The organism is Microbispora hainanensis (assembly GCF_036186745.1).
Lineage (GTDB): Bacteria > Actinomycetota > Actinomycetes > Streptosporangiales > Streptosporangiaceae > Microbispora.
This window is the reverse complement of record NZ_CP108086.1, coordinates 4803785-4819700: the sequence shown is the minus strand read 5'-3', so window position 1 is coordinate 4819700 and position 15916 is coordinate 4803785. Positions and strand designations below refer to the sequence as shown.

At 70.0% G+C, this 15916-nt stretch carries 17 protein-coding genes, 1 tRNA gene and 1 pseudogene; 10 read left to right on the top strand and 9 right to left on the bottom strand.

What is annotated here, in order from left to right; genetic code table 11:
* The first annotated feature begins 3 nt into the window (after positions 1 to 3).
* The 4 genes from OHB01_RS22555 (at position 4) to OHB01_RS22540 (ending at position 2197) form a co-directional block, all read left to right on the top strand.
* Positions 4 to 312: a PTS lactose transporter subunit IIB gene (locus tag OHB01_RS22555; protein ID WP_147942297.1), complete on the top strand. Its 309-nt coding sequence runs from the start codon at positions 4 to 6 to the stop codon at positions 310 to 312.
* Complete coding sequence (locus OHB01_RS22550; protein WP_142649769.1) at positions 305 to 772, top strand: PTS sugar transporter subunit IIA; 468 nt, start codon at positions 305 to 307, stop codon at positions 770 to 772. The genes OHB01_RS22555 and OHB01_RS22550 overlap by 8 nt, the downstream gene beginning before the upstream one ends.
* Positions 769 to 1809, top strand: coding sequence for a zinc-dependent dehydrogenase (locus OHB01_RS22545; RefSeq protein ID WP_142649770.1), 1041 nt, complete (start codon positions 769 to 771; stop codon positions 1807 to 1809). Before OHB01_RS22550 ends, OHB01_RS22545 begins: the two co-directional genes overlap by 4 nt.
* A gap of 100 nt (positions 1810 to 1909) precedes the next feature.
* Complete coding sequence (locus tag OHB01_RS22540) at positions 1910 to 2197, top strand: HPr family phosphocarrier protein (protein ID WP_142649771.1); 288 nt, start codon at positions 1910 to 1912, stop codon at positions 2195 to 2197.
* 204 nt (positions 2198 to 2401) lie between these two features.
* Here OHB01_RS22540 and OHB01_RS22535 read toward each other — a convergent pair whose 3' ends face one another.
* Positions 2402 to 2767: a hypothetical protein gene (locus tag OHB01_RS22535; protein ID WP_142649772.1), complete on the bottom strand. Its 366-nt coding sequence runs from the start codon at positions 2765 to 2767 to the stop codon at positions 2402 to 2404.
* 161 nt (positions 2768 to 2928) lie between these two features.
* Between OHB01_RS22535 and OHB01_RS22530 the strand changes: the two genes are divergently transcribed.
* From OHB01_RS22530 to galK, 4 genes are all read left to right on the top strand, one after another.
* Positions 2929 to 3819 carry a helix-turn-helix domain-containing protein gene (locus tag OHB01_RS22530; RefSeq protein WP_328709566.1) on the top strand — a complete coding sequence of 297 codons (891 nt, stop codon included), beginning with the start codon at positions 2929 to 2931 and terminating at the stop codon, positions 3817 to 3819.
* Complete coding sequence (locus OHB01_RS22525; RefSeq protein ID WP_142649774.1) at positions 3816 to 4238, top strand: VOC family protein; 423 nt, start codon at positions 3816 to 3818, stop codon at positions 4236 to 4238. Before OHB01_RS22530 ends, OHB01_RS22525 begins: the two co-directional genes overlap by 4 nt.
* Positions 4239 to 4454: 216 nt before the next feature.
* Positions 4455 to 6116: a catalase gene (locus OHB01_RS22520; protein WP_147942300.1), complete on the top strand. Its 1662-nt coding sequence runs from the start codon at positions 4455 to 4457 to the stop codon at positions 6114 to 6116.
* Positions 6117 to 6232: 116 nt separating this feature from the next.
* Positions 6233 to 7354 (top strand): galactokinase, encoded by a 1122-nt coding sequence (gene galK, locus OHB01_RS22515; RefSeq protein WP_142649776.1) that lies wholly within the window; start codon positions 6233 to 6235, stop codon positions 7352 to 7354.
* 111 nt (positions 7355 to 7465) lie between these two features.
* On the opposite strand, the gene OHB01_RS22510 is transcribed toward galK, so the two are convergent.
* Both OHB01_RS22510 and OHB01_RS22505 read right to left on the bottom strand, forming a co-directional pair.
* A complete protein-coding gene (locus OHB01_RS22510; RefSeq protein ID WP_142649777.1) occupies positions 7466 to 8236 on the bottom strand; it encodes an enoyl-CoA hydratase-related protein in 771 nt (256 codons plus the stop codon).
* A 51-nt stretch (positions 8237 to 8287) separates the two neighbouring features.
* Complete coding sequence (locus tag OHB01_RS22505) at positions 8288 to 8515, bottom strand: nitric oxide synthase oxygenase (RefSeq protein WP_328853929.1); 228 nt, start codon at positions 8513 to 8515, stop codon at positions 8288 to 8290.
* Positions 8516 to 8660: 145 nt separating this feature from the next.
* Here OHB01_RS22505 and OHB01_RS22500 point away from each other — a divergent pair, with 145 nt between their 5' ends.
* On the top strand, positions 8661 to 9443 hold the full coding sequence (locus OHB01_RS22500) for a transposase family protein (RefSeq protein WP_142652781.1): 783 nt from the start codon (positions 8661 to 8663) through the stop codon (positions 9441 to 9443).
* 12 nt (positions 9444 to 9455) lie between these two features.
* On the opposite strand, the pseudogene OHB01_RS22495 reads toward OHB01_RS22500, so the two are convergent.
* The 4 genes and pseudogenes from OHB01_RS22495 to OHB01_RS22480 all read right to left on the bottom strand — a co-directional run.
* Positions 9456 to 10355, bottom strand: a pseudogene (locus tag OHB01_RS22495) (nitric oxide synthase oxygenase); the annotation flags it as partial.
* A 524-nt stretch (positions 10356 to 10879) separates the two neighbouring features.
* Positions 10880 to 11029, bottom strand: coding sequence for a hypothetical protein (locus tag OHB01_RS22490; RefSeq protein WP_240971780.1), 150 nt, complete (start codon positions 11027 to 11029; stop codon positions 10880 to 10882).
* 767 nt (positions 11030 to 11796) lie between these two features.
* On the bottom strand, positions 11797 to 12447 hold the full coding sequence (locus OHB01_RS22485) for a DUF3800 domain-containing protein (RefSeq protein WP_147942302.1): 651 nt from the start codon (positions 12445 to 12447) through the stop codon (positions 11797 to 11799).
* A 517-nt stretch (positions 12448 to 12964) separates the two neighbouring features.
* Positions 12965 to 13040: transfer RNA gene (locus tag OHB01_RS22480), tRNA-Asn, on the bottom strand.
* Between the two features lie 261 nt (positions 13041 to 13301).
* On the opposite strand from OHB01_RS22480, the gene OHB01_RS22475 reads away from it, so the two are divergent.
* Positions 13302 to 13604, top strand: coding sequence for a YtxH domain-containing protein (locus OHB01_RS22475; RefSeq protein ID WP_142649780.1), 303 nt, complete (start codon positions 13302 to 13304; stop codon positions 13602 to 13604).
* Between the two features lie 395 nt (positions 13605 to 13999).
* On the opposite strand, the gene OHB01_RS22470 is transcribed toward OHB01_RS22475, so the two are convergent.
* Together OHB01_RS22470 and rpoD are read right to left on the bottom strand one after the other, a co-directional pair.
* A complete protein-coding gene (locus tag OHB01_RS22470) occupies positions 14000 to 14503 on the bottom strand; it encodes a hypothetical protein (RefSeq protein ID WP_261985631.1) in 504 nt (167 codons plus the stop codon).
* Between the two features lie 211 nt (positions 14504 to 14714).
* Positions 14715 to 15854, bottom strand: a complete 1140-nt coding sequence (gene rpoD, locus OHB01_RS22465; protein WP_221889969.1) for an RNA polymerase sigma factor RpoD — start codon at positions 15852 to 15854, stop codon at positions 14715 to 14717.
* Between the last annotated feature and the right edge of the window lie 62 nt (positions 15855 to 15916).

The following is a 15916-nucleotide window of genomic DNA, read 5'->3' as shown; positions in this document are numbered from 1 at the left end:
ACCGTGCCGAGCATCGAGGGCAAGGACGTCCGCAAGCTCATCGTGGCCTGCGACGCGGGAATGGGCAGCAGCGTCATGCTGGCGAGCACGCTCCGCAAGCAGCTCAAGGGCACCCAGGTCAGCGTGGAGCACACCCCGGTCAACTCGATCCCCGGGGACGCCGACGTGATCGTGTGCCACACCGGGCTGGCCGACCGGGCCAGGGCGAGCGCGCCCGGCGTCGTGCTGGTGCCGTTCCAGGTCTTCATCGGCGACCCGGCCGTGACGCGGGTCGTCACCGCCATCAAGAACGGGGGCACGATCGATGGCTGACCGGGCCGGCACGGCCCCGCTCCCCCTCGATCCCCGCGCCGTACGCACTGCCGCGACCGCGGCGGACGTCGAGGACGCCATCCGGCAGTGCGGCGCGGTCCTCCAGGAGGTCGGCGCCGTCGACGGGAGCTACATCGAGGCCATGCTCGAACGCGAGCGGTCGATCTCCACGTACGTCGGCGAGGGCGTCGCGATCCCGCACGGCACGCTGACCTCGAAGGAGGCGGTCCGCCACGACGCCATCTGCGTGCTGCGCTTCCCGGACGGCGTCGACTGGCACGGCGAGCACGTGACGGTGTGCGTCGGCATCGCGGCCCGCGGGGACGGCCACCTGCGGCTGCTGGCGGAGCTCGCCCAGATCCTGCTCGACCCGGACCGCGCCGCGGCCCTGCGCGCGGCCACCGAGGCCGACCAGGTCATCCAACTTCTGCAACCGGACGGAGAGGAAGACTCCGAGTGAAAGTCGCCCGTTTCCATGCTCCTGGGGACATCCGCCTGGAGGAGGTGCCCGAGCCCGTCGCCCGCCCCGGCGAAGTCAAGATCCGCGTACGCAACTGCTCGACGTGCGGCACGGACGTGAAGATCTACCGGTTCGGGCACCACCACATCAGGCCGCCCCGGGTGATGGGCCACGAGATCGCCGGAGAGATCGTGGAGATCGGCGAGGGCGTCACCGGCTGGAGCCCGGGCGACCGGGTGCAGGTGATCGCCGCGATCCCGTGCGGCCAGTGCGAGGAGTGCCGCCGGGGTCACCTCACGGTCTGCCCCGACCAGGAGTCGATGGGCTACCACTACGACGGCGGCTTCGCGCAGTACATGGTCGTGCCGGCCAAGGTGCTCGCCGTGGACGGGCTCAACCGCATCCCCGACGGCGTCGGGTTCGCCGAGGCGTCCCTCGCCGAGCCGCTCGCCTGCGTGCTCAACGGGCAGGAGCTGGCCCGCGTCGGCGAGGGCGACGACGTGGTCGTCGTCGGCTCGGGCCCGATCGGCTGCCTGCACGTGCGGCTGGCCCGCTCGCGCGGCGCGGCCCGGGTGTTCCTCGCCGATCTGAACGCCGAGCGCCTCGCCATGGCCGCCGATCTCGTACGGCCGGACGCGGCGATCTGCTCGGGCGAGACCGACCTCGTGGACGAGGTGCTCAAGCTGACCGGGGGCCGGGGCGCCGACGTGGTGATCACGGCGGCGGCCTCGGGTGCGGCCCAGCAGCAGGCGCTGCAGATGGCGGCGCGGCAGGGCCGGATCAGCTTCTTCGGCGGGCTGCCGAAGGACGACCCGATCATCGCCTGTGACTCCAACCTCGTGCACTATCGCGAGCTGACCATCGTCGGTGCCAACGGGTCGAGCCCGGCGCACAACGCCCGCGCCCTGCGGCTCATCGCCGAAGGCGCGGTGCCGGTCTCCGACCTGATCACCCATCGCCTCGGCCTGGACGAGGTCATGGACGCCATCGACGTCGTCGCCCGCGGCGCCGCCATCAAGGTCACCATCGAGCCCTGAGATCGAGCCCTGAGATCGAGCCCTGAGATCGAGCCCGGAAAACGAGCCCGGAAAACGAGCCCGGAAATCGATCTCTGAACCGAGTCCTGAGAGGAACGCGATGCCGGAAAGGACAGTGGCGGTCGCCTCGCGCTCCGGCCTGCACGCCCGACCCGCCAAGATCTTCGTCGAGGCGGCGGCGCGGCAGACGGTGCCCGTACGCATCCGTGTGGGCGGCGGAAAGGCCGTCCCCGCCAACAGCATGCTGGGCGTGCTGACCCTCGGCGCCGAGCACGGCACCGAGGTAACCCTGGAGGCCGAGGGCCCGGGAGCGGAGGAGGCCCTCGCCGCCCTCGCGGACCTGCTGTCCCGCGACCTCGACGCCGAAGGAGCCGCGGGAGCCGCCTGACCGATCGCCGGACCACCCGGCCGGTCGCCGTAGATGCCACGGACGCCGGGCCACCTGACCGATCGCCACAGACCCCGGCGTCGGCGGCGGGCTCGGCGCGCATCGAGCCGGGATCGCCGTTGCCGCGCGAGCCGCCCCGTGCCGTCCGACCCGTGCCGTCCGACCGGTGCCGCCTGACGAGTGCCGCCTGACGAGTGCCGGCGGTCAGGGAGCGACGGCGCGGGCGACGCACTCGCGCAGGAGTGCCCGGCGGCGCTCGTGGTCGGCGGCGGGCTCATCCGCGGTGGCGACGTAGACGCTGCTCGTCGGGGACCAGGCACAGGCCATGGCGATGACCAGGGTCAGCAGGTCGGAGGGGTCGCCCTGGCGGAGCCGTCCGGCGGCCTGGGCGGCGGCGATGGCGGCGAGCTTCGGCTCGTCGCCGGAAGGATCGGCGAGGCGTCCCGTCGGACGTCGTTCCAGCCGCAGCCAGGCCACGAGGCGGACCAGTTCGGGATGGCGCAGGTTCTCGTCGTACATCCGCACGGCCCAGCCGGGCAGGTCGTCGGCGTCGAATTCGACGGCGTCCATGAGCCGGTCGGCGCGGTCGGCGATCACCCGCGGCGACGCCCGCTACCGCTTCGTGCTCGACCTGTCCGACCTCGACCGGCCCGCCCACTCATAACGGCGACGGCCGTCGCCGCCGCGCTCCCCTTTCGTGGACACTGGAGGGCGGAAGGGAGGCGCGGGCGATGACGGCGGCGGAAACCGGCGGGCACGACGAGCCGTGCTACCTGCGCCGGCGGCCCGCGCCCGCGCTGCGTCCGCTGGTCGCGTGGTACAGCGGCTACCGCGAGGCCGGAGTCCCGCCGGCCACGCACCGCGGCCTGCCGTCGCCCTACCTGACGATGATCGTCACGCTCGACGACCCGCTCGTCGTCGCGGCGCACCCCGATCCGCGCACCCCGCCCGGGTCGTACGACACGCTGGTCGGCGGCCTGCACACCACCCCCGCGCTGATCACGCACGACGGGCGGCAGTCGGGCGTTCAGCTCGCGCTGACGCCGCTCGGCGCACGGGCCCTGCTCGGGCTGCCGGCCGGGGAGCTGTCCGGGCTCGACCTCGACGGCGGCGAGGTGCTCGGCAGGCTCGCGGGCGAGCTGCGCGAACGTCTGCTGGAGGCGCCCGGCTGGGACGAGCGCTTCGCGGTCCTCGACGCGGTCCTGTCCCGGCAGGCCCGCCCCACCCGGGCGCACCCGGCCGAGGTGGCGCGGGCCTGGCGGCGGATGCTCACCACCGGCGGGCAGGTCACCGTGTCCGGTCTCGCCCGCGAGACCGGCTGGAGCGCCAGGCACCTCAACGGCCGGTTCCGGGAGGAGATCGGCCTGTCCCCCAAGGAGGCGGCGCGGGTCGTACGGTTCGACCGGGCCCGCCGTCTGATCCAGCGGGCGGCGGCGTCCGGGCGGCGGCTCACCCTGGCCGACGCCGCGGCCGCGTGCGGGTTCTACGACCAGGCGCATCTCGCCCGCGAGTTCGGCGCCCTCGCCGGGTGCTCCCCCAGCCGGTGGCTGGCCGAAGACGGCGTGCAGTTCCGAAACGTACAAGCCGGGCAGGGGGACGGCTCGCCAGACTCGGTGGCATGAACGACACCACACCGGCACCACAGGTCTGGCCCACGCTGCGGGCCAGGGACGCACGCGCCCTGATCGCCTTCCTCGCCGAGGCGTTCGGTTTCGAGGAGACCGCCGTCTACGGCGAGGGCGACCGGGTCGACCACGCCCAGCTCTCCTGGCCGCACGGCGGCGGGATCATGCTGGGCTCGGTCCGGGACACGCCCGACGACAAGTGGAACCTCACGCCCGGCTCGTTCGGCGCGTACGCCGTGACCGACGATCCGGACGCGTTGTTCGCGCGGGCGACGGCGGCGGGGGCGCGGGTCGTCCAGGAACTGCACGACACCGATTACGGCTCCCGCGAGTTCGCCGTACGCGACATCGAGGACAACCTCTGGTCGTTCGGCACCTACCGCGGCGAGCCGCGGAAGGGAACCGCCACGGGGTGAGGCACTGCACCGCCTCCGAGGGCCGCCTCCCAGGGCGGCCCTCCAGGGCGGCCCTCCAGGGCGGCCCTCCAGGGCTCCGGCGGTGCGCGGGACGGACCGTGCCCACCGCCGGAAGCCCACGGCCACCGGCACGAATACCCCGACAAAAAGCGGAAAGGGGAGTCTTGAAGAGGAAAAACACCTCATTTGAGATCAAATAGCGAGAGGAGCCGTCCCATGACGGACGTGTCGAGCAAGGGACCGGAGCCCGGAGACGAGCGCCCGGTGCTGACCAACCGTCAAGGGCACCCGGTCTACGACAACCAGAACCAGCGGACGGTCGGCGCGCGCGGCCCGGCCACTCTCGAGAACTACCAGTTCCTGGAGAAGATCAGTCACTTCGACCGGGAGCGCATCCCGGAACGGGTGGTGCACGCGCGCGGCACGACGTCGTACGGCTTCTTCGAGGCGTACGGCAGGTGGGGCGACGAGCCGATCTCCCGGTTCACCAGGGCGAAGCTGTTCCAGGAGGCCGGCAAGCGCACCGACGTCGCGGTGCGGTTCTCGACCGTGATCGGTGGGCGCGACTCCTCCGAGTGCGCCCGCGACCCGCGCGGCTTCGCGGTGAAGTTCTACACCGAGGACGGCAACTGGGACCTCGTCGGGAACAACCTCGCGGTGTTCTTCATCCGCGACGCCATCAAGTTTCCCGACGTGATCCACGCGCTGAAGCCCGACCCGGTCACGTTCCGGCAGGAGGCGAACCGGATCTTCGACTTCATGTCGCAGACGCCCGAGAGCATGCACATGCTCGTCAACCTGTTCAGCCCGCGGGGCATCCCGGCGGACTACCGGCACATGCAGGGCTTCGGGGTGAACACCTACAGGTGGGTCAACGAGCAGGGCGACACCATGCTCGTGAAGTATCACTGGATGCCCAAGCAGGGGGTCAGGAGCATGACGGCCGAGGACGCCGCGCGCATCCAGGCCCACGAGCTGGGTCACGCCACGAAGGACCTGCACGACGCCATCGAGCGCGGCGACTATCCGGAGTGGGAGCTGCTCGTCCAGATGATGAGCGACGACGAGCACCCCGAGCTGGACTTCGACCCGCTCGACGACACCAAGGTCTGGCCGGAGGAGATCTTCCCGGCCAAGCCGGTCGGCCGGATGGTCCTCGACCGCAACGTGGACAACGTCTTCGCCGAGAACGAGCAGATCTCGTTCGGCACCGGCGTCCTCGTCGACGGACTGGACTTCTCCGACGACAAGATGCTGGTGGGCCGCACGTTCTCCTACAGCGACACCCAGCGCTACCGCGTCGGGCCGAACTACCTGCAGTTGCCGGTCAACCAGGCCAGGAACGCCGACGTGCGGACCAACCAGCGCGACGGCTTCATGACCTACCACCAGGACCGGGCGGGCGAGAACCCGCACGTCAACTACGAGCCGTCCATCACCGGCGGGCTGCGCGAGGGGCAGGGCCCGGCACACGACGAGCAGGGCCCGCAGATCATCGGCAGGCTCACCCGCAAGCGCATCCCGCGGACCAACGACTACAAGCAGGCGGGCCAGCGCTACCTGCTCATGGAGCAGTGGGAGCGCGACGACCTGGTGGAGAACCTGACCGCCAAGCTGTCGGAGTGCGACCGGCCCATCCAGGAGCGCATGGTCTGGCACTTCCTGCTGGTCGAGGACGACCTCGGGCTGCGCGTCGGCGAGGGGCTCGGCATCACGCCGGACGACGTCAAGCACCTGGAGCCGCTCGCGAGCCAGGACCTGACCGACGAGGACAGGGAGCGCCTGGCCAACCTCGGCAAGAACGGCCCGCGCGACGTCTCGGGCCTGAAGATGACGCACTGCGTCCCCGACGAGCGGGCCACCGTACCCGCCGCCTGAGACCGGCCGTGCAGGACCAGGGCCCGGCCCGGAGGTTCCGAGCCGGGCCCTGGCACGTCCGCACCCGCGTGGCCGCTACCCTACGGGAAGGCTGCGATGTTGAGGAGTGTGCGACTATGCGCGTTATTGACGCTTTCCGTGCGGCGTACGGCGGCGAGCCCGCCGGGGTCTGGCACGCGCCCGGCAGGGTCAACCTGATCGGGGAGCACACCGACTACAACGACGGCTTCGTGCTGCCGTTCGCGGTGCCGTGGGGCGTCACCGCGGCCGTCGGCCCCCGCGATGACCTCACCGTCCGGATCTCCTCGCTCCAGGCCCCCGGCCAGGCGCAGGTGCTGGAGGACATCGAGCGGGCCGAGGGCTGGGCCCGCTACCCCGCCGGGGTCGTCGCGACCCTGCGCGGCGCCGGGCTGCCGGTGCGCGGCGCCGACATCGTGATCGACGGCGACGTGCCCAAGGGCGCCGGGCTGTCCTCCAGCGCGGCGCTGGAGGTCTCCGTCGCGCTCGCCCTGAACGACCTGTACGGCCTGGGCCTTGAGCCGATGGAGCTGGCCAGGCTGTGCCAGAAGGCCGAGAACGAGTTCGTCGGCATGCCGTGCGGGATCATGGACCAGGCGGCCTCGGTGCTGAGCAAGGAGGGGCACGCGCTGTTCCTCGACTGCCGCTCGCTGGCCGGCCGCGCCGTGCCGTTCGACCTGTCGGCGTACGGCATGCAGATCCTCATCATCAACACCGGCGTGCACCACGAGCTGGCCGACGGGCAGTACGCCAAGCGGCGCCAGGACTGCGAGAACGCGGCCAAGCACCTCGGCGTCCCGTCGCTGCGGGACATCACCGACCTCGCCGCGGCCCTGGCGAAGCTCAGCGGCGACGAGCGGGCCCGCACCCAGCACGTCGTCACCGAGAACCACCGCGTCGAGGCCGTCATCGGGCTGCTGCGCGCGGGAGCCGTACAGGAGATCGGCGCCCTGCTGAACGCCTCGCACCTGTCCCTCCGGGACCAGTACGAGGTCTCCTGCCCGGAGCTCGACGTGGCGGTGGAGGGCGCGATCAAGGGCGGCGCGCGCGGGGCGCGGATGACCGGCGGCGGCTTCGGCGGCTCGGCCATCGCGCTCGTCGCCGACGACCGGGTGGACCGGGTGCGCTCCACCGTGGAACAGGCCTACGCCGGGCGCGGCTGGGCCGCGCCGACGTTCCTGCCGGCCACCCCGGCGGCCGGCGCCCACCGCGTCCGCTGACGCCCGATCAGACCGGGAACGATCAGACCGGGAACGATCAGACCGGGAACGATCAGACCGGGAACGATCAGACCGGGGACGATCAGACCAGGGCGGTCAGGCAGGGGACGATCAGGCCAGGGGCGGGAAGTCCGGCGGCCGGCGTTCGAGGAAGCTCGCCACTCCCTCGGCGAAGTCCGGCCGCCGGAACGACTCCGTCATCAGCCGCACGGCCTCGTCCCTGGCCTCGTCGAGTCCCGCCTGCCAGCCGCCCCAGATCTGCCGCTTGATGATCGCCATCGAGGCGGGCGAACACTGGGTGGCCAGCTCCTTCGCGTACGCGACCGCCTCGGCGAGCAGCCGCTCCCCCGGCACCGCGCGTACGGCGAGGCCCATGGCGCACGCCTCCGCGCCGGTGAAGACCCGGCCGGACAGCAGCAGGTCCATCGCCCGCGCCTGCCCGGCCAGCCGGGGCAGGATCCAGCCGAGGCCATACTCGGCGACGAGGCCGCGCCGGGAGAACGCCGTCGTCCACTTGGCGTCGTCGGCGGTCACGACCACGTCGCAGACGAGCGCGTGGACCATCCCCAGGCCGGCGCACGCGCCGTTGACCGCCGCGACCACCGGCGTGCGCAGGGTGGTGGGGAACGTGTTGGGCCGGGGATCCTGCTCGTCTGCGTACTCGCCGGACTGGATGGCCGTCAGGTCGGCGAAGTCGGCCCCGGCGCAGAAGCCCTTCCCCGCGCCGGTCACCACGATCGCCCGTACGGACGGGTCGCGGTCGGCCTCCTCCAGCAGGTCGAAGTAGCGCCGTCCCATCTCGGCGGTCCAGGCGTTCAGCCGTTCGGGCCGGTTGAACGTCAGGATCCGCACGCCCCCGTCGTCCTCGGACAGCACCACCATCGCACGCACTCCCCTTCACCCGAACTATGTTCTACACAGTTCTACACGGTTCTACGCCAGGGGAGGGCGGTGGACGTACGCCGGCGTCAGCGCTACGTCGTCGTAGTAGCGGTGGAAGACCGGCGTCGCGGCGCCGGACATGGGCGGCACGATCCACGACCAGTCCGCCGGGCAGACGCGCCCGCTGCGCTCCTCCCGCTCCAGATGGGTCAGGAAGCGCCGCGCCTCGGTGTGGTGGTCGGTGATGGTGACGCCGTCCTCGGCGAAGGAGTGCAGCACGGCGACATTGAACGTTTTTCATCCGCCGGGCGGCTAAGCCGGTCACAGCATGATCGCGATGCTCGGGTTTTCCTCATGATGTGGCGAAGCTCCTGGTAGACGGGTTGATCACCACAACCATCACCGTCATCGCCAGGAGCTTCGGGTGCTGTTCTATCGTGCTGCCGTCGATTTGTCGCGTTCAACGCTGAACTACGTGGCCGGACTGATCCGCAGGCGGCGCAAGGCCATCGGATCGACGTGGCGGCGGCTCAACCCCGGGCAGCAGGCGCTCCTGGTGCTGGTCTATCTGCGCAAGGGCGAGACATTCGCCGAGGTCGGAGCGGGTTTCGGAGTGTCGGCGGCCACCGCGTGGCGGTATGTGGAGGAAACCGTCGCCCTGCTGTCGGCTCGATCACCGAAACTGGCGACGGCGCTGCGGAAGGCCACGAAGGACGGCCTGCACTACCTGGTCTTGGACGGCACGCTCATCCGCACCGACCGAGTGAAGGCCGACCGGCCCTACTACTCGGGCAAGCATCGCGTGCATGGGATGAACGTGCAGGTCATCGCGGGACCGGACGGGACCATCGTGTGGACCTCCGGTGCGCTGCCAGGCAAGACCCACGACCTGACCGCCGCCCGGATCTGGGGCATCCTGCGCGCGCTCGACCAAGCCGGGATCATCACCCTGGCCGACAAGGCCTATCAGGGCGCCGGGGCCGAGGTGCTGATCACGCCGTACAAGGGCAGGAACAAGCCCGAGTCTCAAAAGCAGGCCAACCGGTCACACGCCAAGCTCCGCGGGCCTGGTGAGCGCGCGAACGCCCAGCTCAAGAGTTGGCGCATCCTGCGCAAGCTGCGATGTAGCCCGAGCAAGACCGGCCACCTGGTCAAAGCCATCGCGGTCCTTCAGAACCATCGGGTAGCACACGCCTCCCGAGGATGAAATTGGCTCATTGAGCTCCACCAGCGCCTGGTCGCGCCAGAGCGTGCGGTCGTGGGAGGTGTCGAGGCCGAGCCCCTCGGCGACCACCGGAAGCTGGTCGTAGCGATCCCGGTCGGCGAGGTTGCGCGCGCCGATCTCGGTGCCCATGTACCAGCCGTTGAACGGCGCGCACGGATAGGTGACCCCGCCGATCTCCAGCGACATGTTGGAGATCGCCGGCACCGCGTGCCATTTCAGCCCGAGATCGGCGAACCACGGGAAGGCCGGATGCCGGAGCGGCACCTCGAGGACCACCTCATCCGGCACCTCGCGCATGATCAGGGCGCCCTTGGCCTCCACGACCAGCGGCAGGACGTCGAACCTCGTGCCCTCCCCCCGCCAGCCCATCCGCAGGGCCCGCCTGGTGATCTCCGCGTTGGCCGGGTCGCCGAGCACCGAGCCGTCCTCGCGGGTGTAGCCGGCGTACCGGATGAGCTGGTCGTTGAGGATCCGCGGCGCCCGTTCGCCCGGCCGGTCGGGGGCGAACACCGTGATCGTGGGGCGGATCCTGCCCTTCCCGGTGGCCGCCCTTAGATGCTCGACGCACTCTTCCGCCACGCCGTCGGCGGTGTCGATGTGCCGCCGGTCGCGCACCTGCAGCGACTTCCAGTACAGGCGCCCGATGCATCTGCTGCTGTTGCGCCACGCCACCCGCGCGCCGAAGGTCAGCTCGCTCGTGGTGTGCGTGTACGTCCCGGTCTGGTCGATCTCCGAGAGGACCTCCCGGAGCCGGAGATCCACCGGGCCCGCACCGGGATTTTCCGCATGGTGGAGCCGGATGAAGTCCTCCGCCTCCCGCCTGTCGATCTCCTCCCCACGCTCCCGTACGGGTGCGGGGGTCTTCCCTTCGGCCTTCTCCCCGCATGCGCGCACGGGCGCCGGGGTCTTCTTCGTCTTTCGCCAAGTCAGCACGACCGCCACACACTTCGCGCTCACGAGCGTCCCGCGCCGGTTCCGGGCCGGCGGTGACACCCTTCCGCAGTGGCCCTCACCCCACTGCGCCGTCGTGGTCCGCGGCAACCGCGGCCGGTACGGCCACGGTGATCACATTTTCCGCGAAGTCTTTGGATTTGTCCGCCAAATCCACACACCGACGGCTTCAGATCTCCAGCGCCGCAAGGCTCTCCCCCACTCGTGCGGTCATCGGCCGGCCCTTGCCCGACCGCTGCCGCGGGGCAAGCACGCAGAGGGCGGCAGGCAGGCCCCGGATCCTCCGCCTCAACGAACAGCGCTTTTATCGTCACCATGCGTGAGACATGCTGGGACGTGCCGTGCTCCCTGGAGTACGGAAGTGAGGCCGGGACTACCGAGGGATATCGGGTGCCCGGCCTTCGCGTTGTCGCCTCATTCCAAGCAGATCAGGTGGATCCAGGCCGGCTCCCCTGTCGTGGCACCACTCACTCGGCAATGGCTTCCTGCTCCGCGATGGCCCGGCTCAGCTCGCGCAGATCGTCGCCGTCGGCCGTACGGCACGCCCCCGCTTCCTCTGCCGCGATCGGGAACGGCCGCTCCCGGCTGGCCCACAACCGCCCGGCGTCACTGTGCATGATCCTCCATCCGGCGAACCCAGAACCGAAGGAAAGCGCTCTACGGTGTGGCATAGGTCAGGAGTCACCTTCCCGATCCAGGACCTGCCGGTGCGCTACCACCGCGGCTGGTCCGTCTCGACCCCATGAAGCCAGATGCCTCACCGCGACGACTCTGTCATGGCTCGGAGATTCGACGGCCGAGTCGTACGCCCGAGGCGTGTCGCCCGGTTGCAGTCCACGACCGACGCCCCGCCACGACCGACGCCCCGCCACGACCACGCAGAGCCGTGTCGGCACGGCTCGACCTGGCGCTGGCACTCCTCGCCGCCGACCAACCCGAAGAGGCCGGGCATGCGGCCCTCACCGCGATCACGAGCGGGTGCCTGGTGCCCTCGAACTACTGGCGCGCGGCCGAGGTGATCAGGGCGTTGGAAGCGCGACGCCCACCCCGAGGCCGCCGAACTGCACGAGGCGTATCAAGAACTCTGCAGCCCCCGAACGGCCATAGCCGCGCTTCTTGGGCCCAGCGCCTGGCCCTTGGCCGCTCCGCCTTCCTGCTCGCCGAGAGGCTTCCGGGACCCCTTCAGGCTCCGGCATCGTCCTCTCACAGAGTCTCCGCCACACTCCCGTATAAACCATGTCATCTGACCTCCTCAGCAGAAATGATCTATCTGCAGGAATGCCAAAGCGCTTGACGGAGCCGACGGCATGGCATGTACTTGCAGTGGTCGGTGACAAGGGGTCCAGGGGACCTCTTCCCGGGAGACCGGGATAGCCGACCTCATTCATGCGGTGCCCCAGGGGGTCATCAACGAGTGGAGCTGCGGTTCAACGTGGCTCTCGAACCATTTACACGGCCGTTCTTCGAGAACGCGTTGAATCGCCCACAGGCTGTAGTCCGCAACTTGGATTCCCCAGGCGCTCTGCGCATCCCAGACACACAGGACGATTTCCCGATCAGCGGCGAATCGGTGACATACATCCTTCAGCGCCTCGCTGGCGTTTATGAGCTTACGACTCGTCGTCAGGCTGGCGGCGATCACGTAGAGGGTGTCGCCCGGCGCGCTGATCTGACACACGACATGCCTGAAGTGAGAGTGCCAGGCGAGCTTGTAGAGCCACTGCTGGCGGTCCCGCACTGCTGGATGCGCCTTGGCCTTGCACAGGAATGTCGCATCAAGGCGCGGTCTCTGCTGCCCGATCAAGTCGAAGACTTCGTCTCGGGTGAATTGCGAGTCATTCTTCGCATGAAGCCCTCTAGGCAGGTTGACCCCGCGTCGCTCCAAGTCGCAGCGAAGCCTCAACCCTTGCCAGATCTGCTCGCCGTGATCACCCCGGAACACAGCCGTACCGAATCCGAAATAGCGACTCACGCCAGGTATTCCCGGGACTCCCAGGTCGCCCGTTTCGTCGACATACATATAGATTTCCGCCATATCGAGCCTCACACAAGCAATAGAACAGCGGAAATCTTCCTAGCACATAGGCAGGACCGCTATCTCACTATCAGCAATCACCCAGCCTGCACCTCATTGCGAGATCCGCACGGAACGTGTGGCCGGTCTGGCGCTGCACGCCTCCCGCCGCGGGGCAAGGTGCGGCAAGTGGCGGCTCGGACGGCAGGCTTCCCTTGAGACGCCCTCAGATCGAGGAGGCCGCCCACGGCCTGTATGTGGGCGATGCGGCGGGTTTCCGGCATCACCGCCAAGCCGTACGCAGTCTGGCCGCCCAGGCGGCAGGCGGCGGCCTCGGACAGGGTGATCCGGGATCGATGGCCAGAACTCGTCCGGGCGCGCAGACGGGTCCGTTCGGGGTCGTGCCGACAGGGCGCGGCGGCCTGCGGCAGGTGCGAGGTGAATGGCCGTGAGGGGTGCGCCGTCACGGGCGAGGCACCGACCAAGCGCCTACACAAACAACCCGGGGCGGTGGTCTGTGACCACCGCCCCGGGTGAATGGCTCCCGCGATAGGACTCGAACCTATAACCTGCCGGTTAACAGCCGGCTGCTCTGCCGATTGAGCTACACGGGATCGTGCTGTGTACTGCTGGTACTGCCTGCTCCGCTCGTTCCGGCCTTTCGGCTTTCCTTGCGGCGCGGAACTAGATTAGCGCACTCCTGGGGGTGCCTGTCACATCGAATCCGTCCGCGAGTCGTCGGGTCTTGATCGGCGTACGGCAAAGAGCGCCGGGACGGCCCCGGAGCCCACCCGGGCGGGGCCGGGACGGCTGCGGTTGGATAGAGACAGGCCCTCGGGGTAGGGGGCCGGGGAACACGAGCGCGGAGGTGGAAGATGCGATACAAGGCGATGTTCGCCACCGGGCTGGCCATCGGCTACGTCCTCGGCACGCGGGCCGGGCGTGAGCGCTACGAGCAGATCAAGCGTTTCGCGCAGCGGTTCGCGGACAGCCCCACAGTCCAGGAAGCCGCCGGGCTGGTCGGCGCCCAGGCGTCGAAGGTGGCGGGCAAGGCCAAGGACCTCGCGAGCGACAAGGTGCCGTTCCTGAGGCGAACGGAGACCTGGGAGCAGGCCGACAGGAACGACCGGGTCGGGACGGCCACCGGCTGGCCCGCCGGCTCCGACCAGATCCCCTGAACCGTCCCCCGGCAGACCATGCCCTGACCACGGCCTGCGGGCCTCAGGAACGGACGACGGGCCCCGTTGCGGGCCCCGGAGGCCCGTCGCCTGTCCCCCGCCTCTCCAGGGCGCGAGCGCGCGCCGTGAGGCCCTCCCGCGACCCGCATGCCGCGCTGTAGGCCCCTTCCGCACGTGCCGCACCGTGAGCACGCGTGCAAGGCCCTTTCCGCGCGCACGGCCCGCTCCGTAGACCCCATACCGCACGGCCCACGCCGTAGGCTCCTTCCGCACGCCGGCGCAACGCCGTGGGCCCCTTCCGCACGCACGGCCCGCGCCGTAGAGCACGCCGCCGACGCCGCGCACCCGATGCGTCGCCGAGCCGAGCATGGCAAGGTCTCCCGGCTCCGGCGGCGTCAGACGCCGAGGCTGCGCCGCACCTCTTCGAGCGCCTGTTCGGCATGGGCGCGCAGGCCCGGGTCGTCGGAATCGAGCCCGGGGTCGAAGATGAACTCCCAGCGCGGGGTGTCGTAGCCGGGGATCCGCCGGGCGACCAGGCGCACTCCCCCGCGGCCGTCGATGGTGACGTGGCGGCTCGCGACGATCGTCGAGGTCACCCGCTCGCGGATCGTCTCCGGCAGCCTGCCCGGCTCGGTCAGGAGGGCCCGGTGGACGGCCCCGTCCGTCATCGTGACCGTCACGCCCTCCTCGTCCCACACGGCCCTGTCCATCAGGTGCCACGGCAGGCGCGGCCCGTCCGGCAGGTGCAGGGCAAGAGTGGTGGCGACGATGTGGCCGCCCCCCGGCGTCACCGCGTGGCTGACGGGACGCTCGCCACGCTCCAAAGCGAGGGCCGCACGGGCCTCACGGGGCAGCCGGGAGCCGAACAGGCGGGACAACGAGGGCTTCTGATAGGTCAAGGGAGCACCGCCAGCGTACGACGACCGTTAACACCCCCGAGGCTATCCGGCGCCCCGTCCCTCCTGTCGTACGGCTCCGCACCCGGGAGCCCCGGGGGACCGTACGCGAGCCGCTTCGCGCTCAGGAGAGCCACCCAGCGCCGAATCGGGGGCATAAAACGGCGACGAGCGCCTCCCCGGGGGCGGGAGGCGCTCGTTCGCGGTCGTGCCGTCAGTCCAGGTAGTCCCGGAGCATCTGGGCGCGGGTGGGGTGGCGCAGCTTGGCCAGCGTCTTGGACTCGATCTGGCGGATGCGCTCACGCGTGACGCCGAACTCCCGGCCGACCTCCTCCAGCGTGCGGGGGTGACCGTCGGAGAGCCCGAAGCGGAGCTGGATGATCCGCTGCTCGCGCTCCGACAACGTGGCCAGGATGTCGTCGAGCTGGTCCTGCAGCATGATGAAGGCCGCGGCCTCCATCGGCACCACCGCGTCGGCGTCCTCGATGAAGTCGCCGAGGTCGGAGTCCTCCTCGCCGATGGGCGCCTGGAGCGAGACCGGCTCCTGCGCGATGCGCTGGATCTCCACCACGCGGTCGATCGGGAGGTCCATCTCGGCGGCGATCTCCTCGGGGGCGGGCTCCCGGCCGAGATCCTGGTGGAGCTGCCGCTGCACGCGGACCAATTTATTGATCGTTTCGACCATGTGCACGGGAATCCGGATCGTTCTCGCCTGGTCGGCGATCGCCCGGGTGATCGCTTGGCGAATCCACCAGGTCGCGTACGTCGAGAACTTGTATCCCTTGGTGTAGTCGAATTTCTCGACCGCCCGGATGAGACCGAGATTGCCTTCCTGAATGAGATCCAGGAACAGCATTCCGCGGCCGACATAGCGCTTGGCGATGGAGACCACGAGCCTGAGGTTGGCCTCGATGAGGCGCTGCTTGGCGCGGACGCCCTCCCAGACCAGGTCTTCCAGCTCCGGCCGGGCGAACCTGGCGGCCGGGCTCTCGCAGAGCTTGTCCTCCGCGAACAGACCGGCCTCGATGGCCTTGGCGAGCTCCACCTCCTCCTCGGCGGTGAGCAGCGGAACCCTGCCGATCTCTCTGAGATAGATCCTGACCAGGTCGCTGGTCGGAGCGCGTTTGCCGAGATCCTCCTCGTCCGGCTTGCTGGGCTCCTCGTCGCCTTGCGGCTCGAGGACCTCAACCCCGTTCTCGGCGAGCATCCGCACGACGCGCTCCAGCGCGTCGGCGGGAAGCTCGGATCGGTCGAGCGCGGCGGCCACGTCGTCAACCGTGACGCTCCCGCGTTCCCTTCCCTTCGCGACGAGGTCCGCCACCTGGTCTACCGATGGCGGCCTGCTTGGCAGCACCGATGCACCCACGCAACACAGTGTGCAGGAAAGGCACCACTAAATGGCAGGCCTATTTTTGT